Source organism: Enterococcus sp. 9E7_DIV0242 (assembly GCF_002140975.2).
GTDB classification, from domain to species: Bacteria; Bacillota; Bacilli; order Lactobacillales; family Enterococcaceae; genus Enterococcus_L; species Enterococcus_L clewellii.
This window is the reverse complement of the sequence record NZ_CP147247.1, coordinates 358,962-375,994: the sequence shown is the minus strand read 5'-3', so window position 1 is coordinate 375,994 and position 17,033 is coordinate 358,962. Positions and strand designations below refer to the sequence as shown.

General features: G+C 38.1%; 21 protein-coding genes. 2 read left to right on the top strand and 19 right to left on the bottom strand.

Annotated features, from left to right (window positions below; translation table 11 throughout):
- Window positions 1-6: 6 nt before the first annotated feature.
- From A5888_RS01910 to A5888_RS01880, 7 genes are all read right to left on the bottom strand, one after another.
- Window positions 7-879 (bottom strand): aminoglycoside 6-adenylyltransferase, encoded by an 873-nt coding sequence (locus A5888_RS01910; protein ID WP_086347576.1) that lies wholly within the window; start codon window positions 877-879, stop codon window positions 7-9.
- A gap of 69 nt (window positions 880-948) precedes the next feature.
- Window positions 949-1,383, bottom strand: a complete 435-nt coding sequence (locus A5888_RS01905) for a GNAT family N-acetyltransferase (protein WP_086347575.1) — start codon at window positions 1,381-1,383, stop codon at window positions 949-951.
- Window positions 1,384-1,413: 30 nt separating this feature from the next.
- Complete coding sequence (locus A5888_RS01900) at window positions 1,414-1,935, bottom strand: GNAT family N-acetyltransferase (protein WP_086347574.1); 522 nt, start codon at window positions 1,933-1,935, stop codon at window positions 1,414-1,416.
- A 17-nt stretch (window positions 1,936-1,952) separates the two neighbouring features.
- Window positions 1,953-2,405 carry a MarR family transcriptional regulator gene (locus A5888_RS01895; RefSeq protein WP_086347573.1) on the bottom strand — a complete coding sequence of 151 codons (453 nt, stop codon included), beginning with the start codon at window positions 2,403-2,405 and terminating at the stop codon, window positions 1,953-1,955.
- A gap of 190 nt (window positions 2,406-2,595) precedes the next feature.
- Entirely contained in the window at window positions 2,596-3,138 is a 543-nt protein-coding gene (locus A5888_RS01890; protein ID WP_086347572.1) for a GNAT family N-acetyltransferase, read from the bottom strand.
- A gap of 87 nt (window positions 3,139-3,225) precedes the next feature.
- A complete protein-coding gene (locus A5888_RS01885; protein WP_086347571.1) occupies window positions 3,226-3,762 on the bottom strand; it encodes a hypothetical protein in 537 nt (178 codons plus the stop codon).
- Between the two features lie 23 nt (window positions 3,763-3,785).
- Window positions 3,786-4,190: a VOC family protein gene (locus A5888_RS01880; protein ID WP_086347570.1), complete on the bottom strand. Its 405-nt coding sequence runs from the start codon at window positions 4,188-4,190 to the stop codon at window positions 3,786-3,788.
- Between the two features lie 166 nt (window positions 4,191-4,356).
- On the opposite strand from A5888_RS01880, the gene A5888_RS01875 reads away from it, so the two are divergent.
- On the top strand, window positions 4,357-4,668 hold the full coding sequence (locus A5888_RS01875; RefSeq protein ID WP_086347569.1) for a hypothetical protein: 312 nt from the start codon (window positions 4,357-4,359) through the stop codon (window positions 4,666-4,668).
- A 104-nt stretch (window positions 4,669-4,772) separates the two neighbouring features.
- On the opposite strand, the gene A5888_RS01870 is transcribed toward A5888_RS01875, so the two are convergent.
- The 3 genes from A5888_RS01870 to A5888_RS01860 form a co-directional block, all read right to left on the bottom strand.
- The gene (locus tag A5888_RS01870; protein ID WP_086347568.1) at window positions 4,773-5,639 is read right to left on the bottom strand and encodes an aminoglycoside 6-adenylyltransferase; all 867 of its coding nucleotides are present in this window, start codon (window positions 5,637-5,639) and stop codon (window positions 4,773-4,775) included.
- 206 nt (window positions 5,640-5,845) lie between these two features.
- The gene (locus A5888_RS01865; protein ID WP_086347567.1) at window positions 5,846-6,652 is read right to left on the bottom strand and encodes an HAD family hydrolase; all 807 of its coding nucleotides are present in this window, start codon (window positions 6,650-6,652) and stop codon (window positions 5,846-5,848) included.
- Between the two features lie 27 nt (window positions 6,653-6,679).
- On the bottom strand, window positions 6,680-7,702 hold the full coding sequence (locus A5888_RS01860) for an ROK family protein (protein ID WP_086347566.1): 1,023 nt from the start codon (window positions 7,700-7,702) through the stop codon (window positions 6,680-6,682).
- A gap of 568 nt (window positions 7,703-8,270) precedes the next feature.
- Here A5888_RS01860 and A5888_RS01855 point away from each other — a divergent pair.
- A complete protein-coding gene (locus A5888_RS01855) occupies window positions 8,271-9,566 on the top strand; it encodes an ISL3 family transposase (protein WP_339101873.1) in 1,296 nt (431 codons plus the stop codon).
- Between the two features lie 61 nt (window positions 9,567-9,627).
- Here the strand turns inward: A5888_RS01855 and A5888_RS01850 are convergent, their stop codons facing one another.
- From A5888_RS01850 to A5888_RS01810, 9 genes are all read right to left on the bottom strand, one after another.
- Window positions 9,628-10,185 (bottom strand): GNAT family N-acetyltransferase, encoded by a 558-nt coding sequence (locus tag A5888_RS01850; protein WP_086347564.1) that lies wholly within the window; start codon window positions 10,183-10,185, stop codon window positions 9,628-9,630.
- Window positions 10,186-10,338: 153 nt separating this feature from the next.
- The gene (locus A5888_RS01845; protein ID WP_086347563.1) at window positions 10,339-10,749 is read right to left on the bottom strand and encodes a GFA family protein; all 411 of its coding nucleotides are present in this window, start codon (window positions 10,747-10,749) and stop codon (window positions 10,339-10,341) included.
- A 583-nt stretch (window positions 10,750-11,332) separates the two neighbouring features.
- On the bottom strand, window positions 11,333-11,704 hold the full coding sequence (locus A5888_RS01840; protein WP_086347562.1) for a hypothetical protein: 372 nt from the start codon (window positions 11,702-11,704) through the stop codon (window positions 11,333-11,335).
- Between the two features lie 38 nt (window positions 11,705-11,742).
- Window positions 11,743-12,195 carry a GyrI-like domain-containing protein gene (locus tag A5888_RS01835; protein ID WP_086347561.1) on the bottom strand — a complete coding sequence of 151 codons (453 nt, stop codon included), beginning with the start codon at window positions 12,193-12,195 and terminating at the stop codon, window positions 11,743-11,745.
- A gap of 13 nt (window positions 12,196-12,208) precedes the next feature.
- On the bottom strand, window positions 12,209-12,700 hold the full coding sequence (locus tag A5888_RS01830; protein ID WP_086347560.1) for a GNAT family N-acetyltransferase: 492 nt from the start codon (window positions 12,698-12,700) through the stop codon (window positions 12,209-12,211).
- 102 nt (window positions 12,701-12,802) lie between these two features.
- Window positions 12,803-14,947 (bottom strand): hypothetical protein, encoded by a 2,145-nt coding sequence (locus A5888_RS01825; protein WP_086347559.1) that lies wholly within the window; start codon window positions 14,945-14,947, stop codon window positions 12,803-12,805.
- Between the two features lie 316 nt (window positions 14,948-15,263).
- Window positions 15,264-15,671: an FMN-binding protein gene (locus A5888_RS01820; RefSeq protein WP_086347557.1), complete on the bottom strand. Its 408-nt coding sequence runs from the start codon at window positions 15,669-15,671 to the stop codon at window positions 15,264-15,266.
- 13 nt (window positions 15,672-15,684) lie between these two features.
- Window positions 15,685-16,296, bottom strand: a complete 612-nt coding sequence (locus tag A5888_RS01815; protein ID WP_339101872.1) for a TetR/AcrR family transcriptional regulator — start codon at window positions 16,294-16,296, stop codon at window positions 15,685-15,687.
- A gap of 126 nt (window positions 16,297-16,422) precedes the next feature.
- On the bottom strand, window positions 16,423-16,908 hold the full coding sequence (locus A5888_RS01810; protein WP_170924919.1) for a GNAT family N-acetyltransferase: 486 nt from the start codon (window positions 16,906-16,908) through the stop codon (window positions 16,423-16,425).
- Window positions 16,909-17,033: the final 125 nt, after the last annotated feature.

Here is a 17,033-nt window from a genome sequence, read left to right as displayed (position 1 = left end):
TTGTTCCTAGCTTTCAAAATATGCAGCTAATTCTTGCTGATTTTTACTATTTAGGTACTTTGCTGGTACCTCGTTCAGGCTAATTAGGTCTTGGTAATCAAAGCCACACGCCTCTCCAAGGACCGGCAGATAATCTTCTTCCAGTTTTTTCATCTGCTTCAATGAATGATATATTTTTTCTGTTGAACCTGTGTCAAAGGTTCCCATCAACAGCTGTCTTTCTTCGTCAGATAGATACTTGAGTATACCAGTATACTTTTTCCCGTAATTTCTTTCGTAACCATGCTCATGCGCAAGCGTCCAAGTCATCAAAAGGATCAGCTCTTCTCTTGTCAACGCTAAGTAGAATTGTGCCAATAAAAGCTCGCCCCTAAGTGTAGCCTTCAACGTATTATTCATTTCCCACCAAAACTCTTTGACCGATGCTTCGAAGGTTGTTTTCGTTGGCGGCTTCAGCCAATAATCAGAGTCATTAGGTAGCGGTGCTTTTGTTACCAAGCCTTCCTTATCAGCGATAAGTTGTGTTAAACTATCTTCTTTTAGATAAGTCTCTAGCTGATCCAGCGAACGAAATTGAACATCGATCCGAACGCCATTCGTATACTGTACAAGATAAATATAGCCATTGCCTTGTGGGAACAGTGGATCGACAGCTTCAATTTCCGGCTCAGTGAATAAAAGGATCTCGCCAAACTGCTCTAAAAAGCTCGAATCTATTTTATACTTAGAAACATTGTCTGTAAAAAAGACCACATCGTAATCCTTAAAAATATCATCAGGAATATTCGTGTTTGTTTTTGAGCCGTTCATACTGAAAATTTTTAAATCATCATTGCTTTCGAAAAAATCCATTAATTGTGTCATCACAGGTTCTTGCATACTGGTTCCCTCCGCTCTTCCGACAAGTCGGCTACGTATTCTTTGTCATTGTTGTTACACCCACTGCTTTTAAAATACGTAGCTCATTTTGTACTCATCAATACCTAGTAATTTGTTTTGAACAGTCTTTCCGATAATTCCAAAACCACATTTTTCATAAAATACTTTGGCCTCCGCACGTGCATCGACATTGATTCTTTTATAGCCTTTCTTTTTTAAGTCGGCTAGAACGAATTCAAGCAGCTCACGACCATATCCTTTTCTTTGATAAGAGCTGTCAACAGCAAAAGCTGTTAAATGAGCAATAAACGGCGCTTCTCTATACACACTCATCGTTGCAATGAGCTTTTCATCTATCAGAATACCATAGAAATCATTCTCTTTTTCGATCAGAAGGTCTTCCGCATAAACATCTCTTCCCAGTGGCAAGCGTAAGATCCGATTACGTAGGACTAATGACTCCTGATAAATAGCCTCGTCACTACGAAAATTTATAAATTCCATCTTCTCCTCCTAAAAATATCAGACTTTGGATTATTCTGTCAGAGCCTTGACCATGATTAAATCCGTCTGTTCATCGTCGCCCATGAAAAAGGAATGTTGCCCTGATTGCACAAAGCCCATTTTTTGATAAAATTTTAACGCAGCATCATTTTCTTCCCAAACGCCTAGCCAAATGTGCTTCTTTTGCAGCTCCTCTGCGCAGTCAATCGCCTTATTGATCAACAATTGCCCCAATCCGTTTCGCTTGAACGCTACTCGAATGTAGATACGTTCAACCTCCAAGGCATTTTCTGCAATGTCTTCCGTCTGTGCACCATCATAATTTACCTTAAGATACCCAGCCAATTGGTCCTCATAGTAAATAAAGAAAAATTTACTTGTGGGATTTGATAGCTCATCCTGTAGCTTCTTCAAATTAAACGCTTGCTCCAAATAGGTTTTAAGATTTTCTTCGGTGTTTTGTGCACCAAAGGTATCTGAATAAGTTTCAATACTGATTTTTTGCAGTGTTTCTAAGTCATTCTTAGTACATGGGGTAATTTTCGTTGTCATTGTCTTAGCTCCCTTTCCTAATATGTTCGATGATTCCCTTTTTTTACATAATCCCAATCATCTTCGATATTGGCTCTAACCCTTTGAAGCAACAGTGAAAGTTCCTCTGCCTCTTCTTCACTAAATCCTGTTAATGCCCGACTGTTCGAGTAGATAGTCTCTTTAATAATATATGCTGCTACTTCCTCTCCTCTACTTGTTGGGAATAGTCGTTTAATTTTTTTATTCTGTTCATCTGGCTTTTTTTCGATAAAGCCAGTATCTTCCAGCTTTTTTACAGCTCTGGCCGTTGTTGTCCGGTCGACCTTGATCATTTCCGCTAATTTATCTGGAATGATACCAGGATTTTCAACTATCCTCACCAAGTAGAGATATTGTCCCCTGGTAAGCGCGAAATCCTTGAACTCTATGTTAGCAATCGAATCCAAGGCTCGATGGATCACCCCTATATCCCTGAGAATATCCACCATCCTTTTCTTCCTCCCCTTCTTTTTCTTATTGTTATCCTACAACTTTTTTGTAGTAAATGCAACAAAAAACTGGAGTTACATTGGCCGGTTTACATAATATAATTATGGTAATCTAAGTATGCCTATTTTTTACATTCAATAAAAAAAAAGGACCAGACATTTTTCTGTCTAGTCACAAACTCTTAGTTGCTTATCTTCCTAAATCAGAATAAGGGATGAACGCAGCCTGCTCTGAGTTATTCTCCAAGCGCTTCTGCATCCAGATGACATCATACCATCGATCAAATTTATAGCCGATTTTTTCAAACGCCCCCACATACTTGTAGCCCATCTTTTCATGGAAGCGAATGCTGCCATCATTTTGTCCCGTGATACAGGCAGTCAAATTTACCACATTCTGTGCCGCAAGTTCTTTTTCAAGCGCGCGGTAGAGCAGCTTTCCTGCCCCAAGTCCATGTGCACGTTCTGCTATATAAACTGTCACCTCTACTGACCAATCGTAAGCAGTTCTAGCTTTATAGCTATGGGCATAGGCGTAGCCCACAATAGTATGTTTTTCATCCACTGCCACCAGATACGGATAGCTCGACAAAGTATTTACTATTCTTTGGGTAAATTCCTCCAATGATGGAACAGTGTACTCAAATGTAATCGGTGTTTCCAAAACATAGGGGGCATAAATAGCAAGTAATGCTTTACTGTCCTTTTCTGTTGCAGTTCTGATTGTTAACATCGTAAAAATTCCTCCCGAAAAACCTCATTTTTTAATTCTTTTGCTCTAGCTATTCTCCCTGCATTTCCCAAAACAGTGTTTATCTGGTTAGCTGAACCATGCAATGACTTCTTGCTTGTTTATAAGACCATTTAAAGGAATGAATGAACCATCGTATTTGATTGTGTAGAAAATAATGTAATCCTCTGTGACTTCTGTCAAACAAATGTCTGAACTTCGAAGAGTCTTCGTTCTGGCTTCTGAAATAATCGTTACTTCTTCTTCGGTAAATACAGCTTCAATTGGAACTCTTCCCTCTGGATCATTGTCAAAATGAAACCTGATTAAATCCTTTTTCGCTTTTGAACAATACCTTGCCCAATAAATCTTCGTTGCATTTAACCATAATACACCCATCAGCAGTAAACCAATTAGACCTGTGATTATGGCAGACCTAACTGAGTTTGTCAGGACAAATATCAATAATGGATACAATACAACAAGCAACAAAAAAGCTTTTCTTATCCAACGTTGGATGCCCTCCACAATACTGGGATTCTTTTTACTAAAAAAAATCTTTTTCAGATAAATCAAATTGTCCTCTACAGACAAGGAATATGCTACCCTCAACTTTTCATTTACCATTTTCCCCTAACCTTTCTTCGCTACTATTCAAAGAACCGTAATTCACAGCCATCAACAGTCTCTATTGAACAGGTTTTTCCGCCCCAAGGCTCCAGTTTGATTTCCGTCATTTCTTTCCAACCAGTCAGCTTTACATACTCATGAAGCTTTTCTATACCAGACACTTTTAAAAAGGCGACCATCCCCTGCTTTGGCTCACCATAAAACAGATGGATTCCTGTAAACGGAGCTAAATGTAAATTTTCAAATACCGGTGGTGTATCATACACACAACCGTACAAGCCAAATCCAGAGGCATTTCTTTCATCCACTTCACTATACCAACCAAGAACTGATTCAAACCACTGGATGGTTCGATCCATATCTTTTGTATAATAAACGGGCCCTGTCTCTCTCACAACGTAACCTCTTGTTTCAAATTTTTTCATTTTTCTCACCTCTTTAAAGAAATTATACCAAAGATAATGGCGTAGTTAAGCATTTTTTTCACGTATTTCTTTGTCTCTCATGTCCAAGTTGCTAAACAGCTCTGATACGGTATTGTTCGATATATGTTATACTTACTATATATGATTCAGATAGGAGATGAACACAATGAGTATGGGTGATAAGCGCTGGTCTGTTGGAAAAAATGATATCGACCGGGACAACAAAATGCTGAGCCGTGATCCTAATCTTTCTGCCTATGTTCCCTCTGATGACTCTATAACGTCAAACTATTCGAAACGAAATGTCCGTAAAAAAATAACTGCTTTGGTTTTTGCTTTAGCAACATTTGCACTCTTCTACTTTGGTGGAAAAATTCTCCCGTTAGACATTTATGATAATCTATGGTTCCTACTGCTATCCTTGCTAATGAGCTTTATTGTATATAGAGTTGCTGCAAGAGTACAAAAAAGAGCATAAAATGAACGAGCACCTCTCCCAGACATTGAGCTGGTAAGAGTGCTCGTTTTTCTTATCCGCTATCTGAGCCAATCCTCTCGCTCAACGAGGATCGAATCACTTATTTAGTCTATTGCAAAATCCGCTTTTTTACTTTTTATCCAATTGGTTACATTCGCTTGGAGGTGTTTTTCAATAAAGATACCTGTTGATGCTTGAATGCCATCATTCAATTTTATGAACAATCTAATTGATTGCTCCAAGGCTGACCAACTATCTGCCAAATCAAAATGACCAAAAATGCCAAAAAGCTCATTATAAATGTCCGATTCAACCCATACTTTCATAAATCTTCCACCATGCCATGTATCATAAGCTGATCCATGTAGGCTTTGCTCATACCATTCAATGAGTTGAAGTAAAATATTTTTATAGTCCATATCTCTGGCTTTCGCTGCCCAATTATCTTCTCGTAACAGCTGTTTGCTGATATACATCGTCACAAACCAGAACATCTGATTCATCTCATTGAGTGTCGCTTCATTTAACGGCAATTTTTCCGGTAAGATGTCTTCTTTTGGTAATAACTCTTCTGCATGACCAGTATTATCGATAATTAGCTGAACTCCTCGCTTAAACAACCAGGGAGCTTGTCTAGAAGCAACTTGCTGGTCGTATTCCTGCGCGGTTTTCACAACAAGATCCACCTGAAATCCACCTGCAAAAAGTGTCAGCCGCTCTTTATCGCCACCCAATGTTTTCGTCGCAAAGGAACTCCATATTTCACCAAACTGTTGTAAAAAATCAGAAGTCTCCAAATAATACGCGGGATCAGCTGTATAGATCAAAATATCTAAATCTGACCATTGATCCGCAGGATGCTTCTTTCTAGCTTGAGAGCCAATAATATAGGCAGCTTTCATATCGCTCCTTTTCCGACCGGCCTTAGCAAACTGCTTAACAAACTCGCTGTAAAACTCTTGATTCCTCATCCTATCATCACTCCACTTTTTCCTTTAGTATATCATTTCCCCACAGATAAACGTGCTCTCCTTTTTCTTTTTTCACTAGAAAATACAGCAAAGTATCCTTGTCCATTGGTCGAGATAACCGACTAAACATGGTGTTCTACTCTCAAAAAAACAACTGGGACATTGAAAATAGTCCCAGCTGTTTGTAAAATAGTTTAGTAGTAAAATTACTTTTTCTGCAAAGAGACAATTTGCATGATCGTTTTCATCACGCTATCCTCTTCATTTGTCCGAATAATGTAGTTCGCAGCTTCCTTCGTTTCCTCGAAGCCATCTCTCATCGCAAAGCTGAAAGCCCCTCTCTCCATCAGCTCGACATCGTTCAAGCCATCACCAAAAACCATCGTTTCCTCATAATCGATCCCTAGCATCTCTTGAAGCTTTTCAACCGTTGTCCCTTTATGGACATTTAAGTTAGAAATATCGATCCAAGCTGCTTCAGAAGCGACGATATACGCCTTGTCAAAGAAATCAGATAGTTTTTCTCTTGTTTTAAAGCATTGAAGCTTTTTGTCATGGATCGTGATTTTAACGAAATCTTCTTCTATTTCCTCAAATGCATCCAATTGAATTACCTTTGCATAAGACCCCATAACGATTTTCAATTCCTCTGAAGAGATCGTCTTCTTTACAAAAGCTGCAGTTGGTGTGCACGCAATAATAGTATATTCTTTACTGATATCTTCCAATTTTTGAATCATTTGCAGTCCTAGTTCATTCGGTAATAGTGACTGATAGACATATGCCTGCTCATGTTTGATCCGTGTTGCACTATCTCCCAGGATCCAGAAATCCTTTGCTGTCTCTGAGCCAAAAAGCTCCTCGATGCGTTCACATTGTTTCCCGGTACATGGCGCAAAAATAACTCCTGTCTCTTTCAGCAGCTGCTGCATTTCCTGAAACAGCTCTCGATTAAAATCGCCTTGTCGATTAAGGAACGTACCATCCATATCCGATAAAATTAATTTGATCATCTGTATCTTCCTCCTACTATTTATATTCTAGCTCAGCGCATCAAAATAGATCGATTCTTTCATCGCCAGCCATTGAATTCCTTTAAATACACTCGTATCAAATGAATCTGTGACACTGATTTTTGGTCGATTCGGTTGACGAGTAAATGCTTTTGTTTTCGCTAAGCTCTGCTCTATCTGCTCTGCTAATAGATCATTACCATAGTTGAAAACAACTATGGTATGTGGGGCAATAAAGCCATTATAAAGAATAATAAGCTCAATCAAGTTCTTATAATACTGTTCAAAATCAAGCTGCTGCGTATCTTCCTGATCAATAAAAAGCGGCAAGTATTTCGCTTCTCCTGCTAAGCCATTATTCCCGAGAAGCAAATGATTATTCACAAATACAGATATCCCCGGCATGCTCTTTTCTGGATAATAAATGCCAGTGACTAAACGAGAGGGTGATATTCCATGTGTAAGACAATACCCAATGGTTGCTAAGTTAGCATCGTTTTGAACATATACGGGAAGAGAGAGAACCTCGCTGATTTTTGCTTTGAAATTCCACCCATTCATCTTGTCATACCAACTAGATGTCACGATATCACCCGCGGTTTTCCCCGGAAATGAAATACCAATAGCAACAATTGTGGGGAAAGTTTCACAAAGCTTTTTACTCAATACTGCCAATTCATCTAAATCAACGGAGCTAAAATCAACTTCTTGATCTAAGCAAGACATCCCTTTAGAATTAATAACTCTTGCCATAATTTTTAACACACGATCTTTTTCTTGAATGGAAAGTAATAAGTAGTGCTGATAGTTATAATTGAAATAATAGTTCGTTGCCGGACGCCCCATTTCTCGCTGGATTTGTGCACCCTCAAGAAAAATGGACGCTTCAACAAGTTCTTTTACTAAAGCGTTGGAGGTTACCACACTGACATTTGCCGCCTCAGCCAACTCCGCTTTTGTTGCCATCTCCTTCTGATAAAGGAACATCTTCATATTCTTTAAGTTTTCTTCCTTTATCAAATGCTTTTTATTGATAGTCACAGAATCCATTCCTTTCCTCACCAACCAATTAATTAATTAACGAACTTAATTAAGTTGCTTAACTAAGTATATAAAAAAAAGAATCAAATGTAAACCACCCTAGTAGAAATTAATAGATTATCTTTATTCCGACTAAATCATTCGTTCTAAAGCTTTTTTGGTAGAGGTCTCACATCTTTTTCTAATGTAAATAATTTCTTTCAAAAAAAGTATTGTGTTCAGCGTAGATATATGTTATTTTATTATTACATTAAGAAATAAAGAGGTTACTTAAATGTCATTCATTTTTGGTGCTTTACAATTTTTATATGATGCAGCTATGACTATCATTGGCTTCTTCTTCTAATCCAGAAGAACCATCGTCCTTTAAACCTTCTCATATGAAAAGGTTTAAAGGCTTATTTTTTTATTCACATGCTTTCTTTAGTCCCCATTGTTTCGGCTCTATAATAAATGGGACTGATGAAAGTAGAAATACTTTTTTCAGTCCCATGTTTATTTTTATCTAAAAAAACATATCGTTCTCTGATAGGATTAAGTCACCACAACCAAATCTAATCGGAAGGAACGATATGCTATGACTAATACTATCAAAAAAATGCTACGAATCATAGACAAAAACCTAACTATTTCAGAAGTCTCAGAACAAAAAATCAAAGGAACGCAGACACTTATCGTTCACGCCAAGCTTTCTCCCTGTATGGCTCATTGTCCCTACTGCTCTTCTTCAAAAGTTCCCCTCACGGGGAAACAAGCAGTGGTTAAAAATGGAACAAAAGCGACAATGATTCGTTTTGATTCCTATCAATACTTGCCCCTAGTCATGAAATTAGCGAAACAACGCTACTTTTGTCGTTCCTGTTCTCGCCACTGGACGGCTCAGTCTTATTTCGTTGCACCACATTGCTTTATTGCCAAACAGTTACAGGTTAAAATTCTTGCACTACTAAAAGAGAAGATATCTCTTCGCCTGATTGCCTCTCTGTGCCATGTCTCTATTACGACAGTCATTCGTGTACTTAAGACAACAGAAGCCTATCTTCCTACACGAAAACGAACCTATCTGCCTTCTGTTTTAATGGTTGATGAATTCCGTTCTCATACGTCTATTGAAGATAAGATGAGTTTTATTTGTGCTGATGGAGAAACAGGTGAACTGGTTGATATTCTTCCTTCTAGAAAATTGAACCATTTGGTTCATTACTTTCAAAAATGTTCAAATCCGGAGAAGGTACAATTTCTAGTCACAGATATGAATGCCGCTTATTTTCAATTGATTCCCCGTGTATTCCCTCAAGCAAAGTTGGTCGTTGACCGATTTCATGTTGTTCAACACCTTAATCGGGCCTTTAATGCCTTTCGTATCAAAGAGGTTGCGCGATTGAGACAGGAAAATAAACATCCTTTAGCGAATAAATTAAAAAGTAATTGGCGCTTTTTATTGAAAAATCGAGCCCATATTAATCATTCGATCTACAAAACTTGGCGCAGCTTTAGAGCCCCTAAGTTTCCTTATCTGACAGAAGCCATGATGATTGATCGACTCCTTGAGTTTTCTCCGGCACTGCATTTTACGTATCAAGTATTTCATGAATTAACCGAGGCTTTCCGAAGGAAAGATCATGAACAATTCTTTGAACAACTACGGACCCTTCCAGAAGAATTAGATGAAGTATTTCGTCAATCAATCACCAACTTATTAACCTATGAAGAAGGAATCCGAAATGCCATGATTTATCCTTATTCGAATGGAAAAATAGAAGCAATGAATACTCATATAAAAGCACTAAAGCGTGTCTCTTATGGGTTTAAATCCTTTCAAAATATGAAAACACGAATTTTTCTTATGAACGATCTGATAAAAATGACATAACAAAGAAGTTGGTTATCAAAAGATTTTCTCTTTCAATAACCAACCTCCTTATTTCTACTCATCAGTCCAATTTGACAATGAGCCATTGTTTCTTACTCAATTTTGTAAAATGTTCATCGCGGTATTCATCAAGCAAAGGAGCGTAAAGCTGCTTTTCCGTTCGGACATAGTCAAATCCAAGCTTCTCCTGAACTCTTTTAGATTTGTCATTTCCTTCATAATACCCACACCAGATATTATCTAAAAGCAATTCTTCAAAGCAGTAGGCTAAGAGATTTCTTACTGCTTCCGGTACATAGCCCTTTCCCCAATAAGGAACGCCTAACCAAAAACCGATTTCTGCATCCTTTTGATCCATAAAAGGGAAACGGATTTCTTCCGAATTCAGCATAATACCTATACTTCCGATTACTTTATGTGGCTCATCCTTCAATGCTAATGCGAAAGTAAGAGGAGCCATTAAGGCCTGCTGAATGATTTCTTTACTATTCTCGACGCTAATGTGTGGTGGCCAACCAGCCATGGGTCCTACCTTAGGGTCTTTCGCGAGTTCGTAGAGACACTCGGCATCCTCTTCTTTCCAAGGACGTAAAACTAGACGTTCGGTATATCGTAGCATACAATCCCTCACTTTCTCCTTTGTACTTTCTTCTAAGACAAACGAAACAAGTTGTTCAACTAGGTTATGCTGCGTTGTATTTGTACTAATAAGGGCCTCAAGATAGCTGAAAAGACCGATGTATCAGCCCAGCCTTTTCTATTAACTATTCTTTTACATTTCTTCCCACTTGCTGCTCATTTTCTTTGTTTTATTTGAAAAATCATAGTAGTTCGGCTTTTTATCATAAAACACCTGCAACCCAAACTCAGCCCCTTTGATGATATCTGGGAACAACTCAGCATTCATACAGTAATGGTCTCGTTCGATATGATGCCAAAACAAATAGGTCCCGCATGTCGAGCAGAAGGCCCGCTCTACTTCCGGGCTTGAATGATAGTAAGTAACTGAAGAATCATCCAGTTGTAATTCCACATTATCACTTGTTTCAGGATCAACTGCCATGACAGGCCCCGCTGACATTTTGCGGCACATATCACAGTGACAACTGTAGACAAAATGCCCATACTCTTTGATTACCAAATGATTTTTCCCACACAAACAGGTTCCTTGAATATTCTTCATTGCCTCTTCTCCTTCGCCAATAAATAATAAGAACGTTTGTTCTTTCTTTTAGTATAACAGAATAAAAAATGAAAAACAGCCTGTTCTCAAAAAACGTGGTTTGATTTGTTCCATTTCTTCTTAAATCATGGTCAGAATTTGATCAAATACCTCAGAGGTTAAAACATTATTGTGATTGGATATACTATACAGTGAGCTGCCGACAGGTCTTGATAGCCCTTAGCGCCTCAGCAAACACTTCAAGTATCCATTTCTAATGACGGAATCAGCTCATCCATTGTATCTCCTATATCGTCTCTTACATTCAATTCACGCGGTTATATGTCTCATGTATCAAACAACTCAGCTATTGCCCTCTCCCAATCAAAAAGGCTTAATAAAAATTCTTAGGATACGTTGGAGGCACCCAAGAGATTACTTCTTTTTAGCACATCCTTACAGCTTGATAAACTTGTGTCCGAAGTACCTCGTCACAGTGCTTGTCTCGTTCAACTACCCCAAACCCTGTAATATTCTCAGGAAAAAATCCTTCTGCTATAATCATCAGCTACGCCCTTTTCCGTATCCTTTTAATCAGATCACCCTATTTCTCTAAAATACGCTTACCACGAGACAATAGGTCTTTCAACTCCTTCGAATCAAACTTTTTCTGATTATCCGGTATCTTAATCAGCAGCTCCGGATGTCTCCTTAAAAAGGCTTTCGTTGCTTGTTCCTTCTCAGCTTCTGTTTGTTTTGTTGGCCAGTTCCCTGTCTCTACATAATTCATTACCGCACAAGCCTCTGCGTTTGATTGCATTGCTGTCTGCACGAGTTCTTCAGAAATAGGATAAATTGCTTCTCTACCAAAAGCACCTACTAACCACCTGATTTGATAGGATAATTTGCTTTTCATAATAACAAATCCTTGCCCTCGATAATGAAGCTCAAATAGCTCCTGTTCTTTATTGCTCACACGTACCTCCTTATCCTTTTCTAAAAATTACTATGCCCTCATTGAATACCTAAATAGACAGAAACAGTTACATCATCTGTTTCACTTGTCGGGTATTCTTCAAAATCATAGCTATAGCTGCGTTCAAACGGAAGAGTCACATGCTTCAATTGCTTCCAAAAATTTGGAACTATCTCGTAAACATTTCCTCTAAGCGTAAATTTAGCAAAGTTCCCCGCTGGAATCACTATTTCCCTAGCATTTTTCGGAGGCTTCTCTGAGTTAGCGACCTCACAACCGATAGTAACCTGGCAGGTCAACAGATGTGAATCAATACTAGAGTATACTTCATAAACCTTTTCGTTCAACCTGTTTGGTACCTTCTCATAAAAGTTTTTATAGAAGGCTCCCCATAACTCCATATCGGGCGTTTCCTCTTGTACATCTGAAGAAAGCCCCATCAACACTTTTCTCTTTAAAAAAACAACTTCATAATCTACTATTGATTTCATACTTTTCCCTCCTTTAATCTTTATAAATAATGTTTAATTCTTCATTTTGTTCATTGAGTGAAACAGAATAAATTCGGCTCTTTTCTCCCCACGGATGATAGCCATCCCCGATATAGGAGAAACCCATTTTTTCATAAAATCCAACATGATCTGTACATAAATACAGTTGTTTGAAACCCGATTCTTCCGCATCTATTTTTGCCTGCTCTACTAATAGACGACTCAAATTGTGGCCCCGAGCTGCTTTCTCCACATACAACGCACAAAGCCATGGGTATAGATCCATTCTGCTGATAAAATCATTCGTGATCAAACCGGCACAGCCGACAATCTGCTGATTTTTGTACAACAAATACCACTGAGGAAGAGGTGAATCGGATGTAACAGCATGCGAGATAGCATCTGCATAAAGCGCATTTGTTTCTTCACTTCCCCAACGTTTTTGGAAATACTGTATAGCAGCTTCTTGATACTCAGGCTGTTCTTTTACGGAAATAAGCTTCATTGTCTCATCTTTCTCCTTGTTCCTATAATCTCAATAGGGCAAAGTAGTTAGGACACTCATAGAGTCCTAGCCACCTTGCCCCGTCACTATGAAAAATTGGGATTATCCTTGACGCCATTCAAGAATCTGGTCCAAATAAATACTTAATAAATGGTAGGCCTTTATTCTTTCCCAAACAGTCTTTTTCATTTTGAAGCTATTCTGATTAAAGAGCGATTCCTTTTTGCTATCAGATTTCAAGACCGCAAGAAATTCTGGTAACTCTTTGACCTGCTTCTCAAAGTTCTCTAATCCGAAAAACTGATAATCATCCTTATCAAGAACTGCATTCTCCCAACGGTACTCGATATAATGAACATGAGTAACAGATTTTCGATAATCAAATTTACTCAATCGAACCTGCTTGTCAAAACGCGGTGCGTTTTCCAATTCTAAAAAACATTCTTTTAATGTCAGAAAATCCGAACGAAATGGATTGACAACTGGCCGCTTCCTCGGTTCTTTCCGCGTAGTTCCTACCTCTTCTGCTTTAGGAAGAAGACGCTGTGGTGCTGGTCGTTTCGTCTTCAAAACATCTGTTTTTTCTTCTTTTACTGGATTGGAGTTCTCCCCTTCTACCGGTTTAGAATCCTTCGCAGTAATTTTTTTGATTGTTCGTTCTGGCTCAGAAAGTTTCGACGGTTCTTTAGGCTTTACCTGCTCCTTATTTAAAACAGGAGTAGCAGCACTCGCTTCTGGTTTCGGTTCTGCAGCTTTCGGAACAATTTTTTCTGCAATCACCACCTCTTTCTCAGGTAAGCTTACAACAGGTTCCTTTATTACCGCTTCGCTCGTAGTAGAAACTTGTCTTTCTTCATTGGCCTCTTTTAATTCAGTAATCATTGATTCAAGGCTATCGATTTTGCGAGAAAGTAAAATATTCTCTTTTTGCAAGGTAGAAAACATCGGTGTGATTTGGTGCACATTTGCACTGATCAACTGTTTCATCTTGTTCAACTGCGCTTCAAGATCGACAGCCGCATGTCCATTTGTTTCCACAGTAGATTTTTCCTGCGTCAATTGGACTGCTTCTGTGATTGTCTGCGTTTGACTATCCATCTTCTTATCCAGTTCATTTTTGACTTCGGAGATTTTGGATAAAAGAATATCACTATGATCCTCTACCTGCACAGAAGGTAATTTAATCACTTTTTCAGAAAGTGCATTGATTGACTGCTCAATAGCAGTTATTTTTTCTCCAAGCTTTTCATCTAAGAGAGTACTCAGTGGCGCTACTCTTTTATCAACCTGTTCAAAAGTTGCAATAAGATTATTGAGACGTTGATTGAGCTGTTTCTCACTTTCAGTTGCTTTCTTATTACCGGAAACAAGCTGTTCAGCCAACTGTTGGATTTTGCTAACGGATTGCTGCACATCCTCCTCAATTTTCTTGCTCAAAACTGTATTCAGGTTTCTGATTTCTTCTTTTAGTTCAAAATTATTTTCATCAATTTCGCTGGAAAGCTTTTCTTTTAGAAAATCAACTTTTTCGAAATTACCCGCAGTTATTTCCTTATAGATCTCTGTCAATGAGCTACTCAACTCTTCATTTCTTTTGCCTATCGATGAGTCTAGCGCAGCAATTCTCTTCTTTAGTTGAGCGGAACTGCTCTTCTCTTTTTGAATGATTTCCTGCACATGCTCCGTCATGTATTCATTTCCCAGCATGATCGCTTCTTGAAGCTCCTGATACTGAAGGAGTTGTTGTGCTTCTTTTGCTTGCAGCTGTAAACCAATTCCTTGATCCACCCCAGGCTGAAGGGCTGAAAGTTGATCAGTGAAAGATTTTCTCAGCTCTGCGATTTCATTAACTAGACGAGTATCCCACTCTTCTCTCATTTCTTGAATAGCAGTCAATACTTGTTTGTCTTTATTTTCGACTTGACGCTTACTCTGTAAAAGTGCTCTTTCCTCACTGGTCATTTTAAAAGCAACAATCAATTCTTGTTTCAGATCTTCGATTCTTCTTTTGGATAAAGGATACTTACAAATACTTTCAATTCGTAATTTGATCGAGTTATCATCAAAAAACTCAATAAAACCATCTTCTACTTGGATATACGGATTTCTCTTTTGAAACGCGTTTAGTCCACCAGAGATGATTCCTTCAATCATTTTGTCATCTGAGTGATTAGAAAAGACCACTTCAAAAACACTGATATTTCCCTTTTTCTCATCCACAAATTGGACATCCATATAAAAACTCACACACATCTTCCCCTAACGCTCTTTTGGTCTACAAACGAAAAGTTGTAAACATTTTTCATTTGACACTTACTACTTATTCTAAATGGCTTTAAACCATTTTTAAAAACGCCCCTTTTTTCCTATGAACAGTTCCACCTCTCTAAGTATAGCAAAAACATCAGTCAAAATAACTGATGTTTTCATAGTTTTTTGAGTTTTTCACCCTTTTTTTGATAAAAAGCACTTGTTTTTTACCATAAATGAAATAAAAGTGTGCTAATCCATTAAAAATAAGCTGCTTTATCTATAATTACTCTGTTGCAAACATTCAAAAAAACTACTCACTCACTTTGGAATGCAATGCTTTTTCAATTGATTTCAAGATAACTTTACTACTATTAGTGGCACCACTAACAGCATCGACCTGCACAGACTGTTGACTGACAACACTATCGACAATCTTCTCCGCCTTTGCTCCAAGCTCTGTTTTGTGCTCCATCAGTTCAACTGCGGTAATCTGATTGCTTTTTACAGTCACCTTCGTCTTTGCTCCAACAAGCACGGCATCAAATTGACCTGTATATACTCCATCCGATATTTGAGTCAAATCAACAGGTGCGATTTCAATAGCTGCAACTATTGTCTTGTACTTTTGCATTCTGTATAGATAATTTCCTCCAAAGATAAGACTAGCTACGACTACAAGACCAACTATCCAATAAATCATCTTCTTTTTATGTTTCATGTGCATCTCCTCCTTACATCAACCCTTGAAGTAAAATTTTAAATCCATAATTTCTAAAAGCAGTTATCGACATATCTGAAGTCTGGGTAAAATATTGCTCTTTTTTGCTAGCCATTGTGATGATTCCTGAAATAGAAGACCACATGATGTAAATGACCTCGGGAAACTTTATATTGCTGGAAATCATCCCATCTTTGATTCCTTTCTCTAAAAGTCGTTGAAGGATACTGTTGATCTCTTCACCAATATCGTAAATCTCATTCAAAATAGGCGTTTCAGAATTAATATCTATGGTTTCCATCAATGTATCAAAATAGAGAGGATACTTTTTCTGAAAAACGACCATCTCCTCACACAAACAAAAATATTGATCAAAAAAATTCTGTTCTTTCTCAATGGCTTCTTCAAGTATTTTCTTTTGCATCACAAAACTCTGATACGTGACTATATAATAAATCTCCTGTTTACTTTCAAAATACTTATAAATTGTCGTTTTACTGTAGTTTGCTTCTTTAGCAATCCTGTCCATTGTTGTCGCTTCTACCCCATATTGTAAGAAAAGAGCCTCAGCTACTTCAATGATTCGTTTTTTATGAAGTTGAGCAAGCATTTCTTTTTTATTCATTATTTCTTACCTTTCTGAACTATAAGTACATTTACTATACCGTTAGTTCACATTGATTTCAATAGGAAGAGGCGTTGCTATCCATGAAATAATCGATAGCAACGCCTTTTCCCCTTATGAATGCTTTTACAGCTTGCATAGCATGATAAACTCCTCTTCATTCTCATCAATGATTTGAAAACCAACCTGCTGGTACAGTCGTACAGCATAATTATCCTTTTGAACAGCTAATGAGGCTTGTGAGAAGCCTAATTCTTTCAGGTCCTTCACCATTCGTTCCATCAAGCTTTTTCCTATTCCTTGTCCGCGGAAGTCTTCCAAAACTGAGAGTGCAAATTCGGGCGTTTGATTATCAAGATGTCCAAACCCGGAAACAGCCCCACCCAAAATTCTGGTCCATACTGCGCCTACGATTTCGGAGCGATACTCGGCCACTAAGCAATGATCTGTATCTTTACCAAAACTATCAATATATACCCAAATCTCAGGCTCATGAATCACATATTCGGGCAGCTTTTCCACTCCTGGTCGTTGGAAAATCGCTTCATAAAGAAACGTCTCCAGCAAATAGACCTCTTCTTTTTTTAATGGTCTAATAATATAATCCAGCATGCTCACCCTTCCTTTTTGTACTAGTGTATCATGGATAATCGATAGCTTCAGCAGATTAGGCAATGAAAAGGAGCAAAATTGCACCCAGAGGTTCATATTTTTTCAGAGAGAGCGGTGCTATACTA